Source organism: Myxococcus sp. AM010 (genome assembly GCF_013372585.1).
In the GTDB taxonomy this organism is placed as follows: domain Bacteria; phylum Myxococcota; class Myxococcia; order Myxococcales; family Myxococcaceae; genus Myxococcus; species Myxococcus vastator.
Genome location: NZ_JABXEO010000126.1, coordinates 1 through 17,168, shown reverse-complemented (window position 1 = coordinate 17,168; position 17,168 = coordinate 1). Strand labels below are relative to the sequence as shown.

Genomic DNA, 17,168 nt, shown 5'->3' with positions numbered 1-17,168 from the left:
GGCCCGCCCAGGTCTATGAGGAGCGGTGTGAGCGAACCCCAGCCCTCCTACTCCGATGAAGCGCCGCGCAAGAGCCGCACCACGGCCATCGCCGCGGCGGCGTGCGTGCTGCTCGCCCTGCCCTTCCTCGTGCTGGGCCCCTACCTGCTCAACGCCAAGGCCCGCGTGGAGCTGCGGTGCCAGCCCGGCGGCGTGTGCCTGCTGTTCCACTCAAGCTGGCTCACCCGCGACGAAGTGGCCAGCTTCGCGATGAAGGACGTGCAAGGCGTCAAGGTGGACCGGACCCGCGCCGCCCGCCGCAACCGCGTGCCCATCTTCCGGCCCACGCTGGTGACGGCGCACGGCGAGTACCCGCTCTTCTTCCAGTGGGTCACCGAGGAAGCGGTGGCCACGCGCGTGGAGGCGCGGCTGGAGCAGGCCTTCGCGAACCCGGGGGACGCCCCGCTGGAGTTCGTCTGGGATGACCGCGACGCCTCGCTGCGCGTGGGCGGCGCCTTCACCAGCGTGGGGGTGCTGCTGCTCGTCTTCGCCGCCTGGCTGGGCTCGCGAACGCGGACGCACCTGCGCGCCGAGCAAGCCTCCGCCTGAGCCCCCGGGACGAAGGGCCTTCGCCTCAGCCCCCAGCGCGCAGCAGGACGCCGATGAAGCGGGCCAGCACGAAGCCCGTCGTGACGCAGAAGGCCGCGCCGAAGCGCTCCAGGTCGAACCGGAGCTGCCAGTCCCACAGCTTCACCTTCTGGAAGCCGGCCACGACTGCGCCCAGGACGAAGGGGGCCAGCAAGCCCACGGCCCAGGCCAGCCCCTCGTCGCCGATGAGGGGCTCGGCGTGGAGCAATAAACTGCCCGCCCCCAGCAGCGCGCCCAGCCCCAGCAGGAGCATCAGCCCGGCGGCGCCGAAGCGGCTCCTGTCCGAGTAGGTCGCCAGGACGCCTCGCATCAGTCCGATGAGTCCCTCTTCCACCATGCCCTGACGTCTAAGACGGCCAGGCAGGCGATGTAAACTCGCGCTCGCCGCGTCACTAGCTTCTACCGGGCGGGACGGAGCCTTCCCGGCGCGTCCTGGAGGCCAGAAAGCGCGTGACGAGCCCCTCTCCGCGCTCGAAGCAGGCGAGCAGGCCACGAAGCCCTCAACGGGCCCTCTGCCTGCTCCCCCTTCCCACTTGCACCTACGTGCCTACGTTGTGGCCGATGCTGCGCGCCCTCCTCGGCCGATGGAGAAGTTCCCTGCGCCTGCTCCAGCCGGCGCATGTCGGTGCGGAGCGCGCCAAAATCAGCGTCGCCCGGTTGGACCACGAGTACGCCAACAAGGTGGTCGCCTTGCAGAACGTGGACCTCAACGTCCGCTCGGGCGAATTCGTGTGCCTGCTGGGCCCGTCCGGCTGCGGCAAGTCCACGCTGCTCTACGCGCTGGCGGGGCATGTGGCGCCCACGGGGGGCTCGGTGTCCATCGACCGGCAGCCCATCCACGGGCCGGGGCCGGACCGGCTGTTGATGTTCCAGGAGGCCGCCCTGTTCCCGTGGCTCACCGTGCGCGGCAACATCACCTTCGCGCTGGCCGCCCGGGGCATGCCCCGCGCCGAGCGCCGCGAGCGGGCGGACACCTATATCCAGCGGGTGCAGCTGGGCGGCTTCGAGGACGCGCTGCCCCACCAGCTCTCCGGCGGCATGAAGATGCGGGCCTCGCTCGCCCGCGCGCTGGCCGTGGACCCGGCCGTGCTGCTCATGGACGAGCCCTTCGGTTCGCTGGACGCGCAGACGCGCATCCACATGCAGGAGCTCCTCCAGTCCATCTGGGTGCGCACCGGCAAGACGGTGGTGTTCGTCACCCACGACGTCCATGAGGCGCTGATGCTGGGCACCCGCGTGGTGTTGATGGCGCCTCGCCCGGGACGGGTGGTGAAGGACCTGGAGGTCCACCTGCCCATGCCGCGCCGGCCGGAGGACGCGGCGCTCAATGAAATGGTGCGACACGTCGGCGGCCTGCTGCGCGAGGTGGAGGGCCGCGCCCACACGCGCTCGCTCCAGCCCGCGCCCACCCGGGCCCCCGCCCAGCCCTTGCTCCGTCCCCAGGTGCTTCCCGGCTCTTAGAGGTGCGTCATGAAACACCATGCCCAGAAGCTGCTGGTGGTCGCGTTGCTGGTGGGCCTCTGGGAGCTGGTGGCCCGGATGGGTGTCTGGTCTCCCCACCTGCTGCCCCGGCCCCTGACGGTGGCGCAGAGCCTGGTGGCCATGGTCGCCGACGGGCGCCTGGTGGGCGCGGCGGGGCGCTCCCTGGGGCGGCTCTTGCGCGCCTACCTGATGTCGGTGGCCCTGGGCGTCCCCCTGGGCATGTTGATTGCCCGCGTCCCCTTCTTCCGCAACGCCGTGAAGCCGGTGGTGATGGGGCTCCAGGCCCTGCCGTCCATCTGCTGGCTGCCGCTGGCGCTGCTGTGGTTCGGGCTGGCGGACGGCGCCATCCTCTTCGTCGTCGTCATGGGCAGCGTGCTGGGCATCGCCATCGCCACCGAGGACAGCGTCAACGGCGTGGACCCACAGCTCACCCGCGTGGCCAGCACCCTGGGCGTGCGGGGCCTGCGCTTCCAGTTCGGCGTGCTGCTGCCCGCGGCCCTGCCCGGCATCGTCACCGGCCTGAAGCTGGGGTGGAGCTTCGCCTGGCGCGCGCTGCTGGCCGGTGAGCTGCTCTTCGTCTCCGGCGGCCTGGGGCAGTTGCTCACGGTGGGCCGCGAGCTGATGGACGTGCCCCAGGTCATGGCCGTCATGGTGGCCATCGTCATCATCGGCACCGCGGTGGACCGTGTCCTCTTCCAGACGGTGGAGGTGCGGCTGCGGCGACGGTGGGGCCTGACGGCGACGACTTGAGGCATCACGGCCGTGTGGCGCCCGACGCTTGGGCCCCGACGGGCGTTGAAATCCCGCCGCCGCGTCACACCTTCAGCGGCCATGCGAGTCTTCCGCACCCTGTTGCCCGTGGTCGTCGCTGGACTGGTGGTGCTCGGCGCGGGCTGCAAGCGCGAGTCCGCCGCGCACGGCCCGGACGCGCCGCTGCGCCTGGGCTTCTTCCCCAACATCACCCACGCCCAGGCGCTGGTGGGCAACGCGGAGGGCGCGTTCGCCTCGCAGCCGGGTGTGGGCCGCCTGGAGGTGATGCAGTTCAACGCGGGCCCCGCCGCCATGGAGGCGCTGGTGGCCGGCTCGCTGGACGTGTCCTACGTGGGCAGCGGCCCCGCCATCAACACGTTCCTCAAGGCCGGGCGCGAGCTGCGCGTCATCGCCGGCGCGGTGAACGACGGCGCGGTGCTGGTGGTGCGCACGGTGAAGACGCCCGCGGAGCTCAAGGGCAAGAAGCTGGCGTCACCGCAGTTGGGCAACTCGCAGGACATCGCCCTGCGCTACTGGCTGAAGCAGCAAGGGCTGACGACGCGCCTGGACGGCACCGGGGACGTGCGAATCTTCCCGCTGAGCAACCCGGACATCCTGGGCCAGTTCCTGCGCGGCGGCATCGAGGGCGCCTGGGTGCCGGAGCCCTGGGGCGCGCGCCTGGTGGCCGAGGGCAAGGGCCGCATCCTCGTGAACGAGGAGGACCTGTGGCCCGACGGGCGCTTCCCCACCACGGTGCTGGTGACGACGCGCCAGGTGCTGGAGACGCAGCGCCCGCGCGTGGTCGCCCTGCTGCGCGCGCACCTGCGACTCACCGAGCGCTGGCGGGAGGACCCCGCCGGCTTCGCCACCGCGGCCAACGCCGCCTATGGTCGCCTCACGAGCAAGCCCTTGCCCGCCGGCATCCTCCAGCAGGCCTTCTCCCGGCTGGAGCCCAGCCTGGACCCGGTGCCGCGGGCGCTCGCCACCGCGGCCGAGCACGCGAAGGCGCTGGGCTTCATCACCGACGCCAACATCGACGGGCTGGTGGACCTGAGCCTGCTGGACGAGGCGCGGGCGGAGCACGGCCGGGGTGACGCGGGCCTAAGGCCGGGGGAGGATGCGCGCCCATGAAGATGGAGCGTGTGGAGGAGACGCTGGAGCGCATCCAACTGGAGGCCGAGCGCGCCCCCGGTGGGGTGCTGGCCTTCGACGGCGATGGCACGCTGTGGAGCGGGGACGTGGGAGACGACCTGTTCCTGGCCCTGCTGGAGCACGGCGGCATCCGCCCGGAAGCGCATGCCGCGCTGGGGCGGCTGGCCGTCGCGCATGGCTTCGAGGAGGGCCTGCCAGCGCGCGAGCTGGCACACCAGCTCTTCGCCGCCTTCGAGGCGGGGCGGATTCCGGAGAAGGACATCTACGAGATGGTGGCGTGGCTCTTCGCCGGCTGGCGCGTGGACGCGGTGCGCGCCTTCGCGAAGGACGTGGTGACCCGGCGCGAGGTGAAGCAGCGCATCCACCCGGAGAGCCGCCGCGTCGTCGAGTGGGCCCGCGGCCAGGGCATCCCCTGCTACGTGGTCAGCGCCTCGCCGCTCGCCGTGGTGGAGGCCGCCGTGCATGAAGTGGGGCTGGACCCCTTGAAGGTGCTGGCCTGCACGCCGCGCACGGAGGACGGGACGGTGCTGGCCGGCATCGTCGAGCCCATTCCCTACGCGGCCGGCAAGGTGCTCTGCCTGCGCTCGCGCACGTCCCAGCCGCTCTATGCGGCCTTCGGAGACAACGTGTTCGACCTGGAGCTGCTGGCGGCCTCGCGCGTGCCGGTGGCCATCCGGCCCAAGCCGCGCCTGCGGGCGAGGGCAGCCGAGCTGCCCTCGCTCGTCCAGCTCCACCCGGAGGACTGAAGCAGCGTCAGTCCTTCGGCCGCACCTCGCCAGCGAGCGCCAGCGCCACGTTCTCCGTGGTGTTCTCCACCTGGTAGACGGCCACCACGCGCTGGCCCTTCTCCGGCTGCTTGCGGATGCGCAGCGCGCTCAGGTCCAGGGGCACCACGGCGCCGGGCTCCGTCTCCAGGTAGAGCATCTGCCCGTTGAGCTTCAGCACCTTGCCAGACAAGCGCTTCATCTCGTCCTGGTCCGGCGTCACCTCGCGGATGGGAACGCCCACGCCGTTGGCCTGAGGGCCCACGTCCAGGATGCGCTGGCTGCCGCTGCTGGAGCGGTCAATGGACATCGTCGCGCCGAAGTTGGTGAAGTTCCGGTCGAGGCCATTCTGGATCGCCGCGCTGTCGGAGCCGAGGCTCTCACCCGCGGGGTCGACGGGGTCATGGGCCAGGGCGGCCACTGGTGCCATCAGCGCCACCACGGCGGCGACCCTCCAGCTCCCTGCGTGCATTCGTTTCATGGGTCCTCCTCCTCGAGGGGCCGTGAGCCCCCCGTTGCCGACAAGCTAGGACCTGACTTGAGGCCGCAGCCCTGAGGGCGGACTGTTCCATCGCACCCAGGGCCGTGCGCCGTGCGGCGCGCCGGGCCCACGGCGCGGAATGTTGACTCCAGACAGGTGGGCGCCCCAAGCGCGCGAGAAAGGGCTAGGGTGCGCCGTCCTGCCAGGACCCTTTTCCCGCCGCCCGCGTGGCGGCAACACGCAGAGGCCGCACGTGAACGGTCGCAACGAAGAGCATCGCATCGCCCTCTTCATCGATTTCGAGAACCTCGTCACCAACACGGGCATCAGCTCCGCGAGCTTCGACCTGCAGCCCTCGCTCGACCGGCTGCTGGAGAAGGGCAAGGTCGTCTACCGACGTGCCTACTGCGACTGGTCCCGCTTCGCCGAGGCGAAGATCCGCCTGCACGAGTTCGGCGTGGAGCTCCTCGACGTGCCGCCCTCCACGCGCGCCGGGAAGAACGGCGCGGACATGCGCCTGGTCATCGACGCGCTGGAGCTGTGCTACGCGCGCGAGAGCATCGACACCTTCGTCATCGGCTCCGGAGACAGCGACTTCTGCCCGCTGGCCTACAAGCTGCGTGAGAACGGGCGCACCGTCATCGGGCTCGCGGTGAAGGAGTCCACGTCGCCGCTCTTCGTGAAGGCCTGCGACGAGTTCATCTACCTGCGCCCGCGCCAGTCACGCTCCGACAAGGGGGACAAGGAGAAGGGCCGGCAGAGCGTGTCCGCCGAGGAGGCGGGCCACAGCAAGCGCGGCCGTCACGGGCGCGACGAGAAGGGCCGGGGCGACAAGGAGAAGACGTCGCAGGGCGGCGGCAAGTCCCAGTCGAAGACGGAGGTGCCGGACATCGCCCGCGAGGTGGTGCAGAGCATGCTGGCGCGCGCCACCGGGCCGGTGAACCCGTCCCTCATCAAGGAAGCCATCGTCCGCAAGGAGCCCGACTTCGACGAGCGCGAGCACGGCTTCTCCACCTTCGCCCGGCTGCTGGCCGCGCTGGAGCAGCAGGGGCTGCTGCGCCGCATCCAGCAGGGCCGCCAGTGGTACGTGGTGGCGGCGGACTTCGACGTCGGCAGTGGCGACGCCAAGAGCAAGAAGCGCGGCCCCGCGCACGCCGCCGAGGAAGACGACGAGCTGGAGTCCTACCCGGACCCGGACGAAGACGAGGGCTGAGCCCCCGTCCCCGCGACTACGCCCCCGCTGGGGGCGTGGTGGCCTCGAAGAGGTGCTCGAGGAACTCGGGCAGCAGGCTGGCGGAGATGACCCACAGCTTGCCTTCGCCCAGGTCCGCGAGCGACGCGCGCTCCACGTACTCCACGCAGGCCGCTTCCACGTAGTGGATGAACACCTTGCGCTCGCGCGCGCGGTACCAGTCCGCCGCGTGGGCCAGCAGCGCCACCATGGCGTCCTGGGCCTCCTTCGTCGCGTCGTCCACCAGCGGCACCAGCCGCACGCCGTCCAGCACGTTGAAGAGGTTGAGGCCCGGCTGCGCCGTCTCCAGCACCGCCAGGACGACGGGGCGGCCCTCGTGCCGCGCCACCACCAGCTCGCGCTCGCGGCCCAGGCCCGCCTCGCCCCAGCGCTCCTTGGCGCGCTTGAGGTCGAAGCGCTCCGGCACCAGGTCCAGCGCCTCCCGGTAGGCCAGCGGGCGCGTGCGCTCCACCTGCTCGAAGAAGGCGGCGCGCTCGGCCTCGGTGGGCGTGCCCACCTCGATGCCCGCGGGGATTTCCCAGGCCCCGTCCACCTCCGCCTCCATCAACTGGAAGGGCACCAGGCACGTCTGGCCCGTGTGCTCATACCAGGTGGCGAAGTCGAACTTGGTGAAGCGCACCCAGCGCACGCGCGCCTCGCAGAAGGCGAAGAACCACTTCACCTCCGGGTCCACCTGCGTGGGCTCGTAGCCGCGCAGGTAGATGTCGCGCAGCGCCTCGCGCGCCGACGTGCGGCTGCCCTTCACCGGCTGACGCGCCAGCTGGTGCGCCATCCAGCTGCCTTCATACGGCTTCACCACCGACAGCGTGGCGCCCACGGACTGGCCCTCCGGGTGCACCACCCGGTAGCCCAGCCGCGTCCGGCCCTCCAGCCGCGCCAGCGTGGCGTCGAAGCGGGGGTGCGCGTCCTCGAAGTCCTCCGGCGACTTGCCCGGCAGCCGGAAGTAGCCCGAGCCGTCGAAGAGCTTCCAGGTGGCATCACCCCAGTCACCCTCCACCTGGGTGGCCGGGTGCATCTGCGCCTCCACCAGCGCGCGCCAGGCCTGCGCGCCCGCCGCGTCCAGGGGACGCACGGACATGCCACACCGGCGGCCCGCGGCGGTGCTGGAGATGTTGCGCACCTCGGCGCGCAGCCGCACCGGCGCCATGCCTTCCGTCACGACCTCCAGCACCGGCTGACGCAGGCCCGGGTACAGCAGGTCCTCGCCGGGCTCCGTCAGGAAGGCGAGGCCCTCATAGGACAGGTCCAGCACCTGACGCCGCACGTGCACCTGCGGCCACAGGGGATGGTCGAAGGACAGCGTGCAGGCACGGCTCGGCGGCGCGCGCCGCAGCCAGCGGTGGCGGTAGCGAACAATCTCGCGGGGCATCGGCATCAGCACCAGGCCGGCTTCCTCGCGCGCCTCGCTCACCTCCAGGTGCACCACGCTGCTGTAGCCGAAGGCCTCCAGGGTGAAGGGCCCCACGGGCAGCTCACCCTCGAAGCGCCAGCCCATGCGGCCTTCATGCGAGTCGAAGTACGCGGCCGTCACCGGCACCTTGCGCCCATCCGCGGCGCGCGCCATGCCGCGCGCCCGCCGGCCCACCAGCGCGTCGCAGATGCGCCGCACGCGGTCGGGGTGCTCGATGCGCTCCTTCCACACCGGCCGCGTCTCCGGCGGGAGCAGCAGGCCGTTGTCACGCAGGGCCTCCAGCACGGAGACGATGCGGCGGCCCGCGTCCAAGGGCGGCGCCAGGAAGCGCAGGCTCACCTCCGGCGCGCCGCGCACGTCCATGACCTCCACGTCCAGCGCGGTGGCCCAGCGCTCGCCATGGCCCAGCACCACGGAGGCGGTGTCGCCCGGCTTCGGCGCCGCCTGCGTGCCCAGGTTCAGCGTCAGGTGCTCCAACGACAGCTGCACCAGCCGGCACGGCGCCTGGAGGTTTCCGAACGACGCCACCGCCGTCAGCTCCGTCCCCATCCGGTAACCGAGCATCGACGCCCGGCCGCTCAACCCTTCCAGCGTGTCCGCCTGCATGACAGCTCCGTTGTCTGAAGGAGACCGAGTGTACGGCTTCACAGGTGTGAGACTTGAGAATTCTCATCCGAAGCGTGAGCACGAACGAGCCATGCGTAAGCTGCTCTCCAGGACAGGTCTGGATGTCTGATTTTTCAAGTGTCGCGCGGAGCGCCGTTTCACTCTGAGCAGGATGTACGCTCGCATCCCATCGGGTCCACACACACCCAGGCTTTGCGGGTGAGACGATGTGGCATGGATACCGGAGGAGCGAGGGCTCGCACGCTCGCTCGCTGAGATGGAACCGGCATCGTCAGCGGGTTAGGGGGAGGACCATGCCGCTCAACACCCTCTGCCTTCGTTGCGGCATGTGCTGTGACGGGACGCTCTTCACGCACGTGTCGCTCCAGCCGGAGGAAGCCCTGGCGCTCCAGCGGCGGGGGCTGCCGGTGGGCTCACGCACGGATGGAAGTCCCGCCTTGATGCAGCGCTGCTCGGCCCTGGACGGGCGCACGTGCACCGTCTACGCGGACCGGCCGGCGAGCTGCAGGCGGTATCACTGTCAGTTGTTCTCCGCGCTGGCGGAGCAGGAAGTCTCGTTGGACGAAGCGCTCGCGGTGGTGGACGAGGCCCATGCGCGAGTGGCCGCCGTGGCGCGCACGCTGGCGCCTGCTTCGGAGGAGGCGCCGCGCTCGGTGCTGCAGCGGGCCCGGCGCGCGAACCTGCCCGAGCACGGAGGCCCGCTGTCCGCGACGGACCTGGCCACCTATGAGCATGCGGAGGCCTATCTGGACACGCACTTCCGGGGGCGCTTCGGGCGGCGGGGTTGAGCGCGGCGACGCGGTGAATCCCAGCCGCCTCGCGCACCGGTGTGGCTACGATGCGGGCGCGAGAAGCCGGGCCGTGCTTCCACGGCGCCGCGTGACACCGAGGACTTCAATGAAGACGAACGCGTCCGTGCTGGCGGTGATGACGTGCTCCCTGCTGACGGCGCCGCTGGCCATCGCGGATGACACGGCCCCCGTGAAGTCCGCGTCGGTGGATTTGAATGGAGACGGCACGCCCGAAGCGGTGTCCCTCCAGTTCGACGCGCCGAAGAACGAGTTCGTCCTCAAGGCGGGCAGCGCCACAATCCGAGGCCCCGGTGACGACAATGAACCCGCGGGCGTGTTCATCGTGGACCTGGACAGCCGGGACAAGCGCAAGGAGCTCATGGTGCGCACCGGGCAGACGGACTACGACCAGCGCTCGTACCTCTACGGCTTCGACGGCAAGGCGTTGAAGCTGCTGGGCACCGTGCCCGCGCTCACGGAGGCCAAGGGCAACGGCATCATCCTGTCCGACTCATGGCAGGGCTTCTGGAACCGGCGCGACAAGTACGTGTTGGACGCGAAGACGGGCAAGGTGTCCGAGGTGCCGCAAGATTTGTACGCCGTGGGCGTCGAGGCCACGGTGAAGCAGTCGTTCCCGCTGGCGCGCAGCCGCACGGACAAGAACGCCGTGGCCATGCTGGCCCAGGGCTCGAGGATTCAGGTCCTCGCCGCCGCGCGCTCGGGCCGCAAGGGTGGGGGCTACCTCTACCTGGTGAAGTCCTCCACGGGGCTGCTCGGTTGGGCCACCGCGAAGGATTTGACGGAGAAGACGGACGGCCTGCCGCTCGCGGGTTGAGGGCAGGCGCTATCGCTGGACGGCGAGAATGCGCCAGCCCCGCACGTCCACGGCGTAGGTGGCTGCTTCGGTCGCGGTGGCGCCTTCGCTGCGACATGCGCCTTCCTTCACCAGGAATCTGACGAGCACGACTTCATCGTTCAGTGGAGCCACCTCGACATCGTAGGAGTCGCGGCGATGGAGACACACGTCATCGGGCGTAGCGCCCCGAGGCGGCTTCACATCCCGAGGAAGCATGTCGTCCATCGCGAGTTCGATGGCAGCGGCCAGGTTCGCCGGCACCTGCACGCGGCCTTCCGATGGGAGCCACAATGGGTAAGGCAGCTTCGCCGCCTCTTCCTTGGAGGCATGCTCCGGGCGAAAGGGCCGCTGGAAGAGAGCACAACCGGGGATCATCACCACCGTCAGCAACAGGGCTCGACACTTCATGACCCGCTCCTAGTCGCCCACATCCGTGACGATGCCGAGTGGCTTGTGCTCCGGCTTGATGATGCCAATGAGTTCCCAGGTCCTTCCCTTACGAAGATAGACCTCACCGGGCTGAGGCTCATTCGCATGGGGAACCAGCTTCATCACATGACAGTCCGTGTCGAACTGGATTCGGATGAGCCATCGCTGGTTCTTCTCCCACCTGTCTTCCGGTGTCAGTGGCGACGGTGCCCAGGGATGGCTGTGGTAGTCCGCGATGCCGACTGCACGGCCACGCTCATCCCGTACATAGCGTGGTGACGTACACGACTTGCGCTTGTTGGGACCGATTCGCTGCATCTCACCGATGGGAGAGGGATAGCTCGCGTAGAAGACGCCGTCCCCGAGCGAGTAGAGGACGCCGCAGTACTCCTGGCCGTATTCCTTCTCTCGCGCTCCATCCATCTCCATGATGATGGGACAGAGCTGGTCGATGACGTCATCCACGTTCCTGGAGGGTTGGATGGCGGGCCATGGGCCTCGAACTCATACCTGACCACCATCAGGCCCGAAGTAGACGTCCTTTCCAGCGTACCGATAGCCCGCCCCGCTGCAGGCCGTCAGCAACAGGGCAACCTGGGCCCAACGAAGGCTCATCCTGGCGTCCCTCCCACACCCGCGCCGGCTACCTGGCCAGCGCCAGCTCGATGCGTCCGAGCTGCTCGTCGGTGGACGTCACCTTCACCGTCACCGGCATGCCCACGGTGAAGGTCCGCTCCTTGCCCACCAGGGACAGCTCGCGCGAGTCCGGCCGGAAGGGGCCGCCGGACAGTGCGTCCGTGGGCACCACGCCTTCCACCAACATGCCGTCCAGCTGCGCCACCAGGCCGAAGGGCCGCACCCGCGTCACACGCGCTGGGAACTGCTTCCCCACGTACCCCGCCATCCACCGCGCCTCCAACTCACGGTGCCGGTCGTTCTCCGCCCGCGTCGACGCGCGCGCCTTCGCGTTGATGTGCACCGCGAGCGCCTCCATCCCCGGGTCCTCGTCCACGAAGTCCCGGCGCCCCTGCAGGTACCCCTTCAACGTCCGGTGCACCGCCAGGTCCGCATACCTTCGAATCGGTGACGTGAAGTGCAGGTACAGCGGCGCCGCCAGGCCGAAGTGCGGCCCCGGCTTCACCGTGTAGCGCGACGGGCCCAGGGAGCGCCGCAGCACCGAACGCAACGCCGGCTCCGCCGCCGCGCCCACAATCTGCCGGTCGAACGCCGCCAGCGCGAGCGGCGTCAGCTCCCGCCCGAAGCCCGCCGCGAAGCCGGACGTCTCCGCGAAGGCATTCAGGTCCGCCACCCGCAGCGGGTCCGGCTGCTCGTGCACGCGGTACACCCCCGGCAGGCCGCGCGCCAGCATCCACCCGGCGATGGCCTCGTTCGCCGCCACCATGAAGCGCTCAATCATCGCGTGCGCGGACGTCGGCTGCTCACTCACCAGCCCGGACAGCTCGCCCGTCGCCTGGTCGAAGGTGAAGCGCGCCTCGTCCCGCGCGAACTCCATGCCGCCGCGCGCCGCCCGCGCCACCGCCAGCCGCGCCGCCGCCAGCCGGAACCACGGCATCACCTCCCGCACCGGCGCCATGGGCGCCGACACCTCACCCCGGTCCAGGAAGGCGGCCACCTCCTCGTAGTTCAGCCGCGCCCACGAGCGGATGACGCTCTCGTACACGTCCGCCGCCGTCACCCGGCCCTGCGGGTCGATGCGCAGCTCCACCGTGAGGCACAGCCGCTCCTCGCCCTGCACCAGGCTCAGCCAGTGCGAGGACAGCGCCTCCGGCAACATCGGCAGCACGCGCCCCGCCAGGTACACGCTGGTGGCCCGCTCGCGCGCCTCGGCGTCCAGCGCCGTGCCCTGCTTCACGTACTCAGCCACGTCCGCGATGGACACCAGGAGCCGCAGCGCCCCGTCCGGCCCCGCCGGCAACACCGAAATCGCGTCGTCGATGTCCCGCGTGGACGGCGCATCCACCGTCACCGTGGGCACGTCCCGCAGGTCCCGCCGCGCGCCCACCGCGTGCGGCACCGCGCGCGCGCCCCGCGCTTCCTCCATGGCCTCCTCGGAGAAGTCCTTGCGCAGCCCGTGCCGGGCGATGACGCGCTCCAGGGAGCGGTCCTCCCCCGCTTCCACCCGGTAGCACAGCACCACCTTGCCCTCGTCGATGCGCGCCACCACCGCGTCACCGGCCTGCACCTGCGCCCCCGCGGGGTCGAGCACCCAATCCGCGTTGGCCACCTCGCGGTCCACCCGGAGCAGGGGCGCGCCCTTGCGCAGCACCACCTCGCCGTAGACCTGCGTGCGGGGCCGCTCCACCAACGACAGCTGGCTGGCCGACCAGCGCCCATCCGCGCCCGCCGTCACCGTGGCCGTGACGACGTCCCCGGCGAAGTACGGGTTGAGGTCGGGCGGCGGGACGAAGGCGGACAGCACCTCCGGCGAGCCGGGCGTCTGGACGGTGAGGAAGCCGAAGCCTCGGGGGTGGACGTCGAGACGGCCGGTGACGGTGCGGGGCGAAACGGAAGTATCCATGGAACCTTGGGCGCGTGTTTAGCCCACTCCCATCGTGGGAAAGCAGGGCTCGCGCGGGAAAGTGTCGGCCCCCGGGACACGGCCCATGGAGGGCCTGCGTCTCACCGGGAGCGCCATCGCCAGGGATTGGCGAGTTGCCGGACGTGGACGCAGCCGGCCCCGCGCCCCTGACACCCCGGCCAGGCCCGCCCACGATTCCCCACCTGAATCCGGCTTCAATTCCGCCCTACCCGGGAAGTCACCGGGTCCAGTAACAAACCCGTGAGGGACGGGGCTTTCGCGTCCCTCCGGCTCACGGTGTACATTCGACGCCATTCGATGAGTGGGAACACGCTGCCGCTCGCGCCGGAAGCGCGCTCGCTGGGCAAGTACGAGGTGCTCTGCCGCCTGTCGACGGGCGGGATGGCGGAGATTTTCCTCGCGTCCCAGCGTGGCCTGGCGGGTTTCCACAAGCTGGTGGTGCTGAAGCAGATTCTCCCCGACATCCGCGGCGAGGAGGAGTTCGTCCGGATGTTCCTGGACGAGGCCAAGGTGACGGCCGCGTTCAACCACCCGCACATCGCCCAGGTGTACGACCTGGACATCGCGGACGGAGAGCTCTTCCTCTCCATGGAGTTCGTCCCGGGCGCCACGCTGGTGGAGGTGGCGCGCGCGTGCCGGCAGGCCAATACCCCCATCCCCATGGGCTACAGCCTGATGGCGGTGCGCGACACCGCCGTGGCGCTCCACTACGCGCACACCTTCACGGATCCGCTGGGCCGCCCCTCCCCCGTCATCCACCGGGACGTGGCGGAGAAGAACATCATGGTGACGTACGAGGGCGTCACCAAGCTGCTCGACTTCGGCATCGCCAAGAGCCTGGCCCGCGCCAGCCGCACCGCGGTGGGCATGGTGAAGGGCACCAGCGGCTACATGTCGCCCGAGCAGATTCTGGGCGAGCCGCTGGACGCGCGCAGTGACTTGTTCAGCCTGGGCGTGGTGCTGCACGAGTGCCTCACCGGCATGCGGCTGTTCTACGCCAAGCAGGCCGAGGCGATGATGAACGCGGTGCTGCGCTGCGAGGTGACGCCGCCCTCGCGCACCAACAAGCACGTGCCGCCAGAGCTGGACACCATCGTCATGCGCGCGCTGTCCAGGCGCCGCGAGGACCGGTACGCCTCCACGCTGGAGTTCGCCCGCGCCATCGAGCGCGCCGTGGGTCCGCTCATCTGGCACCCCGAGCAGAGCAGCGAGCTGATGCTGCGCCTCTTCTCCGACCGGCGCGACCAGACGCGGCAGCTCCTGATGAGCGGGCAGGACGACACGGGGGACACCACCGGCGTGGTGAACCTGGCCAAGGTCATGGCCATGGGGGCCGAGCCCTCCGAGCTGCCCACCGGCGGCGTCACCTTGCCGCCGTCACCTCGGGCTTCGGGAGCGCCTCGCGGCGCCGCGCCGTCCACCGCGCCCCGGCGTCCCACCCCGGGCGCTCCCACCGCGTCCCCGGATGCCGGCACCGTTCGCAAGGCCGTGCTCCAGGCGCCACCGGTCAAGCGGCTGGCCTCGCGCGCGCCGGCCGCCGCACGCCCGCCGCCTCCTCCTCCTCCCGCCGAGGCCATGACGTCCCCTCCGTCCGAGCGGCAGCACGTGCGCACCCAGCCGGGGATGCCGGTCCACCCACCGGAGCACACGGTCCGCACGCAGTTGCCGGGCGCTGGCCGGGAGTCGGGCGCTTCTGCACCCGCGCCGGGTGAGACCTCCGCGCGTCAGGGCTCGCGGGCCTCGGCGGCGGATGCCCAGGCCACCGCGCGGGAACAGACCCAGGTCCGCGGGGTGCGCTCCCCGGAGCCACCCGCTCCGACAGCGCCCGAGGATTCCCGCGCCCGGCCGATTCGCACGCCGGATACGGTCCCTGCCGCGGATGCACGGTCTCGCTCATCCCGGACGCAAGACGGCCTGCGCACGGTGGCCCCACCCGAAGCGCCCGCGCCTCGGGCCGCGACGGAGGACGCCTCCCGCGCCCGCGCTTCCCGCACCCAGGACGGCCTGCGCGCCTCCGTGCCCACGCCGCCTCCCGCCGAGCGCGACCTGCGGACGGCGATGATTCGCATGCCGGTGCTGCCCCCCGAGCGTGGCGAGGACACGGTTCCGGTGACGCCCTCGCCGCGCCGCTCCACTCCTCCCCGTCGCAGGCAGGGTGGCGCTTCGAACGAGCCCACCACCCAGCCCGTCCGCTTCCACGACATGCCCGTGGAGGAGGAGGACGACGAAGAATCCACGGTGCAGAGCCGGGGCGACACGACAAGCCCCAGGCGCGCGCGGCCCCCACAGCCACCGTCCCAGCCACCGCCTCGGCGAAACCGGGCCTGGATGGCCGTCACGGCGGTGGTGGGCATGCTGGCGCTGGGCGTCGCGGTGGTGATGCTGGGGCTGGACGGTGGCGTCGTGTCCTCCCGGCTGAGGCCCCTGCTCGGCCGGGGTGCCCCACCGCCGCCCCAGCAAACCGCCGGGACGCGTCCCCCGGTGAACGCGGACGAGGACCTGGCGGCGGGGACAGCGACTCCCGTGGCTCCACCGGTGAACGAGGGGGCGAAGGACACGGGTGCGTCAGCCCTGGCCATCGCGGAGGTGGACCCCTCCGCCCTGACGGATGAGGCGCCGGTGCCGGATGAGCGTGCCCCGGACTCGGACGCCGCCACCGAGGACGACGCCCCGCTCAAGGGACCCCGGACCTTCAAGCGCGTCCGCAACGGGACGCAGCGGAGCAAGGCGGTCGCCACGGGGCTCCGCAAGGCACCGGCCACGCCGCCCACCTCGGAGAGCGTACCGGCGGGCGAGCCCGGCTTCCTCACCCTGGTCACCGAGCCCAAGGCCCAGGTGTTCCTCGGCGGCCAGGACCTGGGCAAGACGCCGCTCTTCAAGGTGAAGCTGCCCGCGGGTCAGCACACCCTGAAGCTGGTGGATGCCACCGCCAAGGCGCACCAGGTTCCCGTGGACATCCAGCCCGGGGAGACGACCTCCGTCCGCGGCCCGTTGAGCCTGCTTTCGGACCCCTGAACCGCGGGGCAGGCAATCAACGCCGGAGACATGCGTACCTTGAGCACGTCGGGGTCCGTGTCGTGACCCCTTTTCCATTGGAGCGTGCCCATGTCCCCCGCCCGCGTCTCAATCGTCGCGTCCTTCCTCCTCTTCGGTGCCTGTGCCCATGCCCAGGACGCTCAAGCCGGTGCGTCCACTTCCACACGACAGCGAGGCGACGTCCGGGAGGTGCCCGACTTCGACGAGGTGTCGGTGAGCCATGGCATCCGGGCCGAGGTGAAGGTGGGCCCCAAGTCCGTGCGCCTGGAGGGCCCGGCCGAGCTCGTGTCCCGAATCGAGCTGGATGTGCATGACGGGGCGCTGCGCACCCGCGTGGACAGGAAGCTCTTCGACGGGTTCCGAGGCGGCAGCGTCCGCCTGTACGTCTCCAGCCCGCGCGTGGAAGGCATCCACGCCAGCGGCGGCAGCCACGTGGACGCGGACGCCACGCGCACGGACGAGTTCGACGTCGAGGCCAGCGGCGGCGCCATCGTCAACGTCCGCGGCGTGGATGCACGCCAGGTGGAGACCGAGGCCAGCGGTGGCTCGAAGGTGACGCTGGCGGGACGGGCGACGGACTTCGACGTCGAGGCCAGCGGGGGCTCCGTCGTGCGGGCCCTGGACGTGAAGGGCGTCAAGACGCTGGACGCGGAGGCGAGCGGCGGCTCGCGCGTGGAGGTGGATGCGTCCGACCGCGTCAGCGGCGAGGCCTCCGGGGGCAGCGTCCTCCAGCTCGTGTCCCGCCCGAGCCAGAGCGACGTGCGCACCAGCGGCGGCTCCCGGCTCGTCTACAAGGACTGACGCGCCCGCCGCCGTGGAAGGCGTGCCGCGTCAATGACAACACACGGGTGGGGTGAACCGGACAGCATCCGAGGTCGCGGGTGGGCCGGCTTGCTCCGCATGGGCCGGGGCGGCTGGAATGCGCGTCCCCACCCCTCGCGGAGCTGCCC

At 71.0% G+C, this 17,168-nt stretch carries 16 protein-coding genes; 10 read left to right on the top strand and 6 right to left on the bottom strand.

Annotation, left to right across the window (positions count from 1 at the left end; all coding sequences use genetic code 11):
* On the top strand, positions 1-588 hold a 588-nt coding region (locus HV826_RS34020; RefSeq protein ID WP_255217549.1), incomplete at its 5' end, for a hypothetical protein.
* 25 nt (positions 589-613) lie between these two features.
* On the opposite strand, the gene HV826_RS34015 is transcribed toward HV826_RS34020, so the two are convergent.
* Entirely contained in the window at positions 614-964 is a 351-nt protein-coding gene (locus tag HV826_RS34015; protein ID WP_176421191.1) for a hypothetical protein, read from the bottom strand.
* 224 nt (positions 965-1,188) lie between these two features.
* On the opposite strand from HV826_RS34015, the gene HV826_RS34010 reads away from it, so the two are divergent.
* The 4 genes from HV826_RS34010 to HV826_RS33995 all read left to right on the top strand — a co-directional run bounded on the left by HV826_RS34010 (position 1,189) and on the right by HV826_RS33995 (position 4,757).
* Positions 1,189-2,088: an ABC transporter ATP-binding protein gene (locus tag HV826_RS34010; RefSeq protein ID WP_176421190.1), complete on the top strand. Its 900-nt coding sequence runs from the start codon at positions 1,189-1,191 to the stop codon at positions 2,086-2,088.
* Between the two features lie 9 nt (positions 2,089-2,097).
* Positions 2,098-2,859 carry an ABC transporter permease gene (locus tag HV826_RS34005; protein ID WP_176421189.1) on the top strand — a complete coding sequence of 254 codons (762 nt, stop codon included), beginning with the start codon at positions 2,098-2,100 and terminating at the stop codon, positions 2,857-2,859.
* Positions 2,860-2,940: 81 nt separating this feature from the next.
* Positions 2,941-3,990: an ABC transporter substrate-binding protein gene (locus HV826_RS34000; RefSeq protein WP_176421188.1), complete on the top strand. Its 1,050-nt coding sequence runs from the start codon at positions 2,941-2,943 to the stop codon at positions 3,988-3,990.
* A complete protein-coding gene (locus tag HV826_RS33995; protein ID WP_176421187.1) occupies positions 3,987-4,757 on the top strand; it encodes an HAD family phosphatase in 771 nt (256 codons plus the stop codon). The genes HV826_RS34000 and HV826_RS33995 overlap by 4 nt, the downstream gene beginning before the upstream one ends.
* A gap of 7 nt (positions 4,758-4,764) precedes the next feature.
* Here the strand turns inward: HV826_RS33995 and HV826_RS33990 are convergent, their stop codons facing one another.
* On the bottom strand, positions 4,765-5,256 hold the full coding sequence (locus HV826_RS33990) for a hypothetical protein (protein WP_176421186.1): 492 nt from the start codon (positions 5,254-5,256) through the stop codon (positions 4,765-4,767).
* 253 nt (positions 5,257-5,509) lie between these two features.
* Here HV826_RS33990 and HV826_RS33985 point away from each other — a divergent pair, with 253 nt between their 5' ends.
* Complete coding sequence (locus HV826_RS33985) at positions 5,510-6,469, top strand: NYN domain-containing protein (protein ID WP_176421185.1); 960 nt, start codon at positions 5,510-5,512, stop codon at positions 6,467-6,469.
* Between the two features lie 16 nt (positions 6,470-6,485).
* Here the strand turns inward: HV826_RS33985 and HV826_RS33980 are convergent, their stop codons facing one another.
* The gene (locus HV826_RS33980; RefSeq protein WP_176421184.1) at positions 6,486-8,525 is read right to left on the bottom strand and encodes a PilZ domain-containing protein; all 2,040 of its coding nucleotides are present in this window, start codon (positions 8,523-8,525) and stop codon (positions 6,486-6,488) included.
* A gap of 314 nt (positions 8,526-8,839) precedes the next feature.
* Between HV826_RS33980 and HV826_RS33975 the strand changes: the two genes are divergently transcribed.
* Positions 8,840-9,334: a YkgJ family cysteine cluster protein gene (locus HV826_RS33975; protein WP_176421183.1), complete on the top strand. Its 495-nt coding sequence runs from the start codon at positions 8,840-8,842 to the stop codon at positions 9,332-9,334.
* A gap of 109 nt (positions 9,335-9,443) precedes the next feature.
* Complete coding sequence (locus HV826_RS33970) at positions 9,444-10,172, top strand: hypothetical protein (RefSeq protein WP_255217548.1); 729 nt, start codon at positions 9,444-9,446, stop codon at positions 10,170-10,172.
* Positions 10,173-10,181: 9 nt separating this feature from the next.
* Here HV826_RS33970 and HV826_RS33965 read toward each other — a convergent pair whose 3' ends face one another.
* The 3 genes from HV826_RS33965 to HV826_RS33955 all read right to left on the bottom strand — a co-directional run bounded on the left by HV826_RS33965 (position 10,182) and on the right by HV826_RS33955 (position 13,161).
* Positions 10,182-10,601: a hypothetical protein gene (locus tag HV826_RS33965; protein ID WP_176421181.1), complete on the bottom strand. Its 420-nt coding sequence runs from the start codon at positions 10,599-10,601 to the stop codon at positions 10,182-10,184.
* Between the two features lie 9 nt (positions 10,602-10,610).
* Entirely contained in the window at positions 10,611-11,087 is a 477-nt protein-coding gene (locus HV826_RS33960) for a hypothetical protein (protein ID WP_255208482.1), read from the bottom strand.
* Positions 11,088-11,265: 178 nt separating this feature from the next.
* On the bottom strand, positions 11,266-13,161 hold the full coding sequence (locus tag HV826_RS33955; RefSeq protein WP_176421180.1) for a ribonuclease R family protein: 1,896 nt from the start codon (positions 13,159-13,161) through the stop codon (positions 11,266-11,268).
* Between the two features lie 318 nt (positions 13,162-13,479).
* Between HV826_RS33955 and HV826_RS33950 the strand changes: the two genes are divergently transcribed.
* Positions 13,480-16,197 carry a serine/threonine-protein kinase gene (locus HV826_RS33950; RefSeq protein WP_176421179.1) on the top strand — a complete coding sequence of 906 codons (2,718 nt, stop codon included), beginning with the start codon at positions 13,480-13,482 and terminating at the stop codon, positions 16,195-16,197.
* Between the two features lie 90 nt (positions 16,198-16,287).
* A complete protein-coding gene (locus HV826_RS33945; protein WP_176421178.1) occupies positions 16,288-17,019 on the top strand; it encodes a head GIN domain-containing protein in 732 nt (243 codons plus the stop codon).
* Positions 17,020-17,168 lie beyond the last annotated feature (149 nt).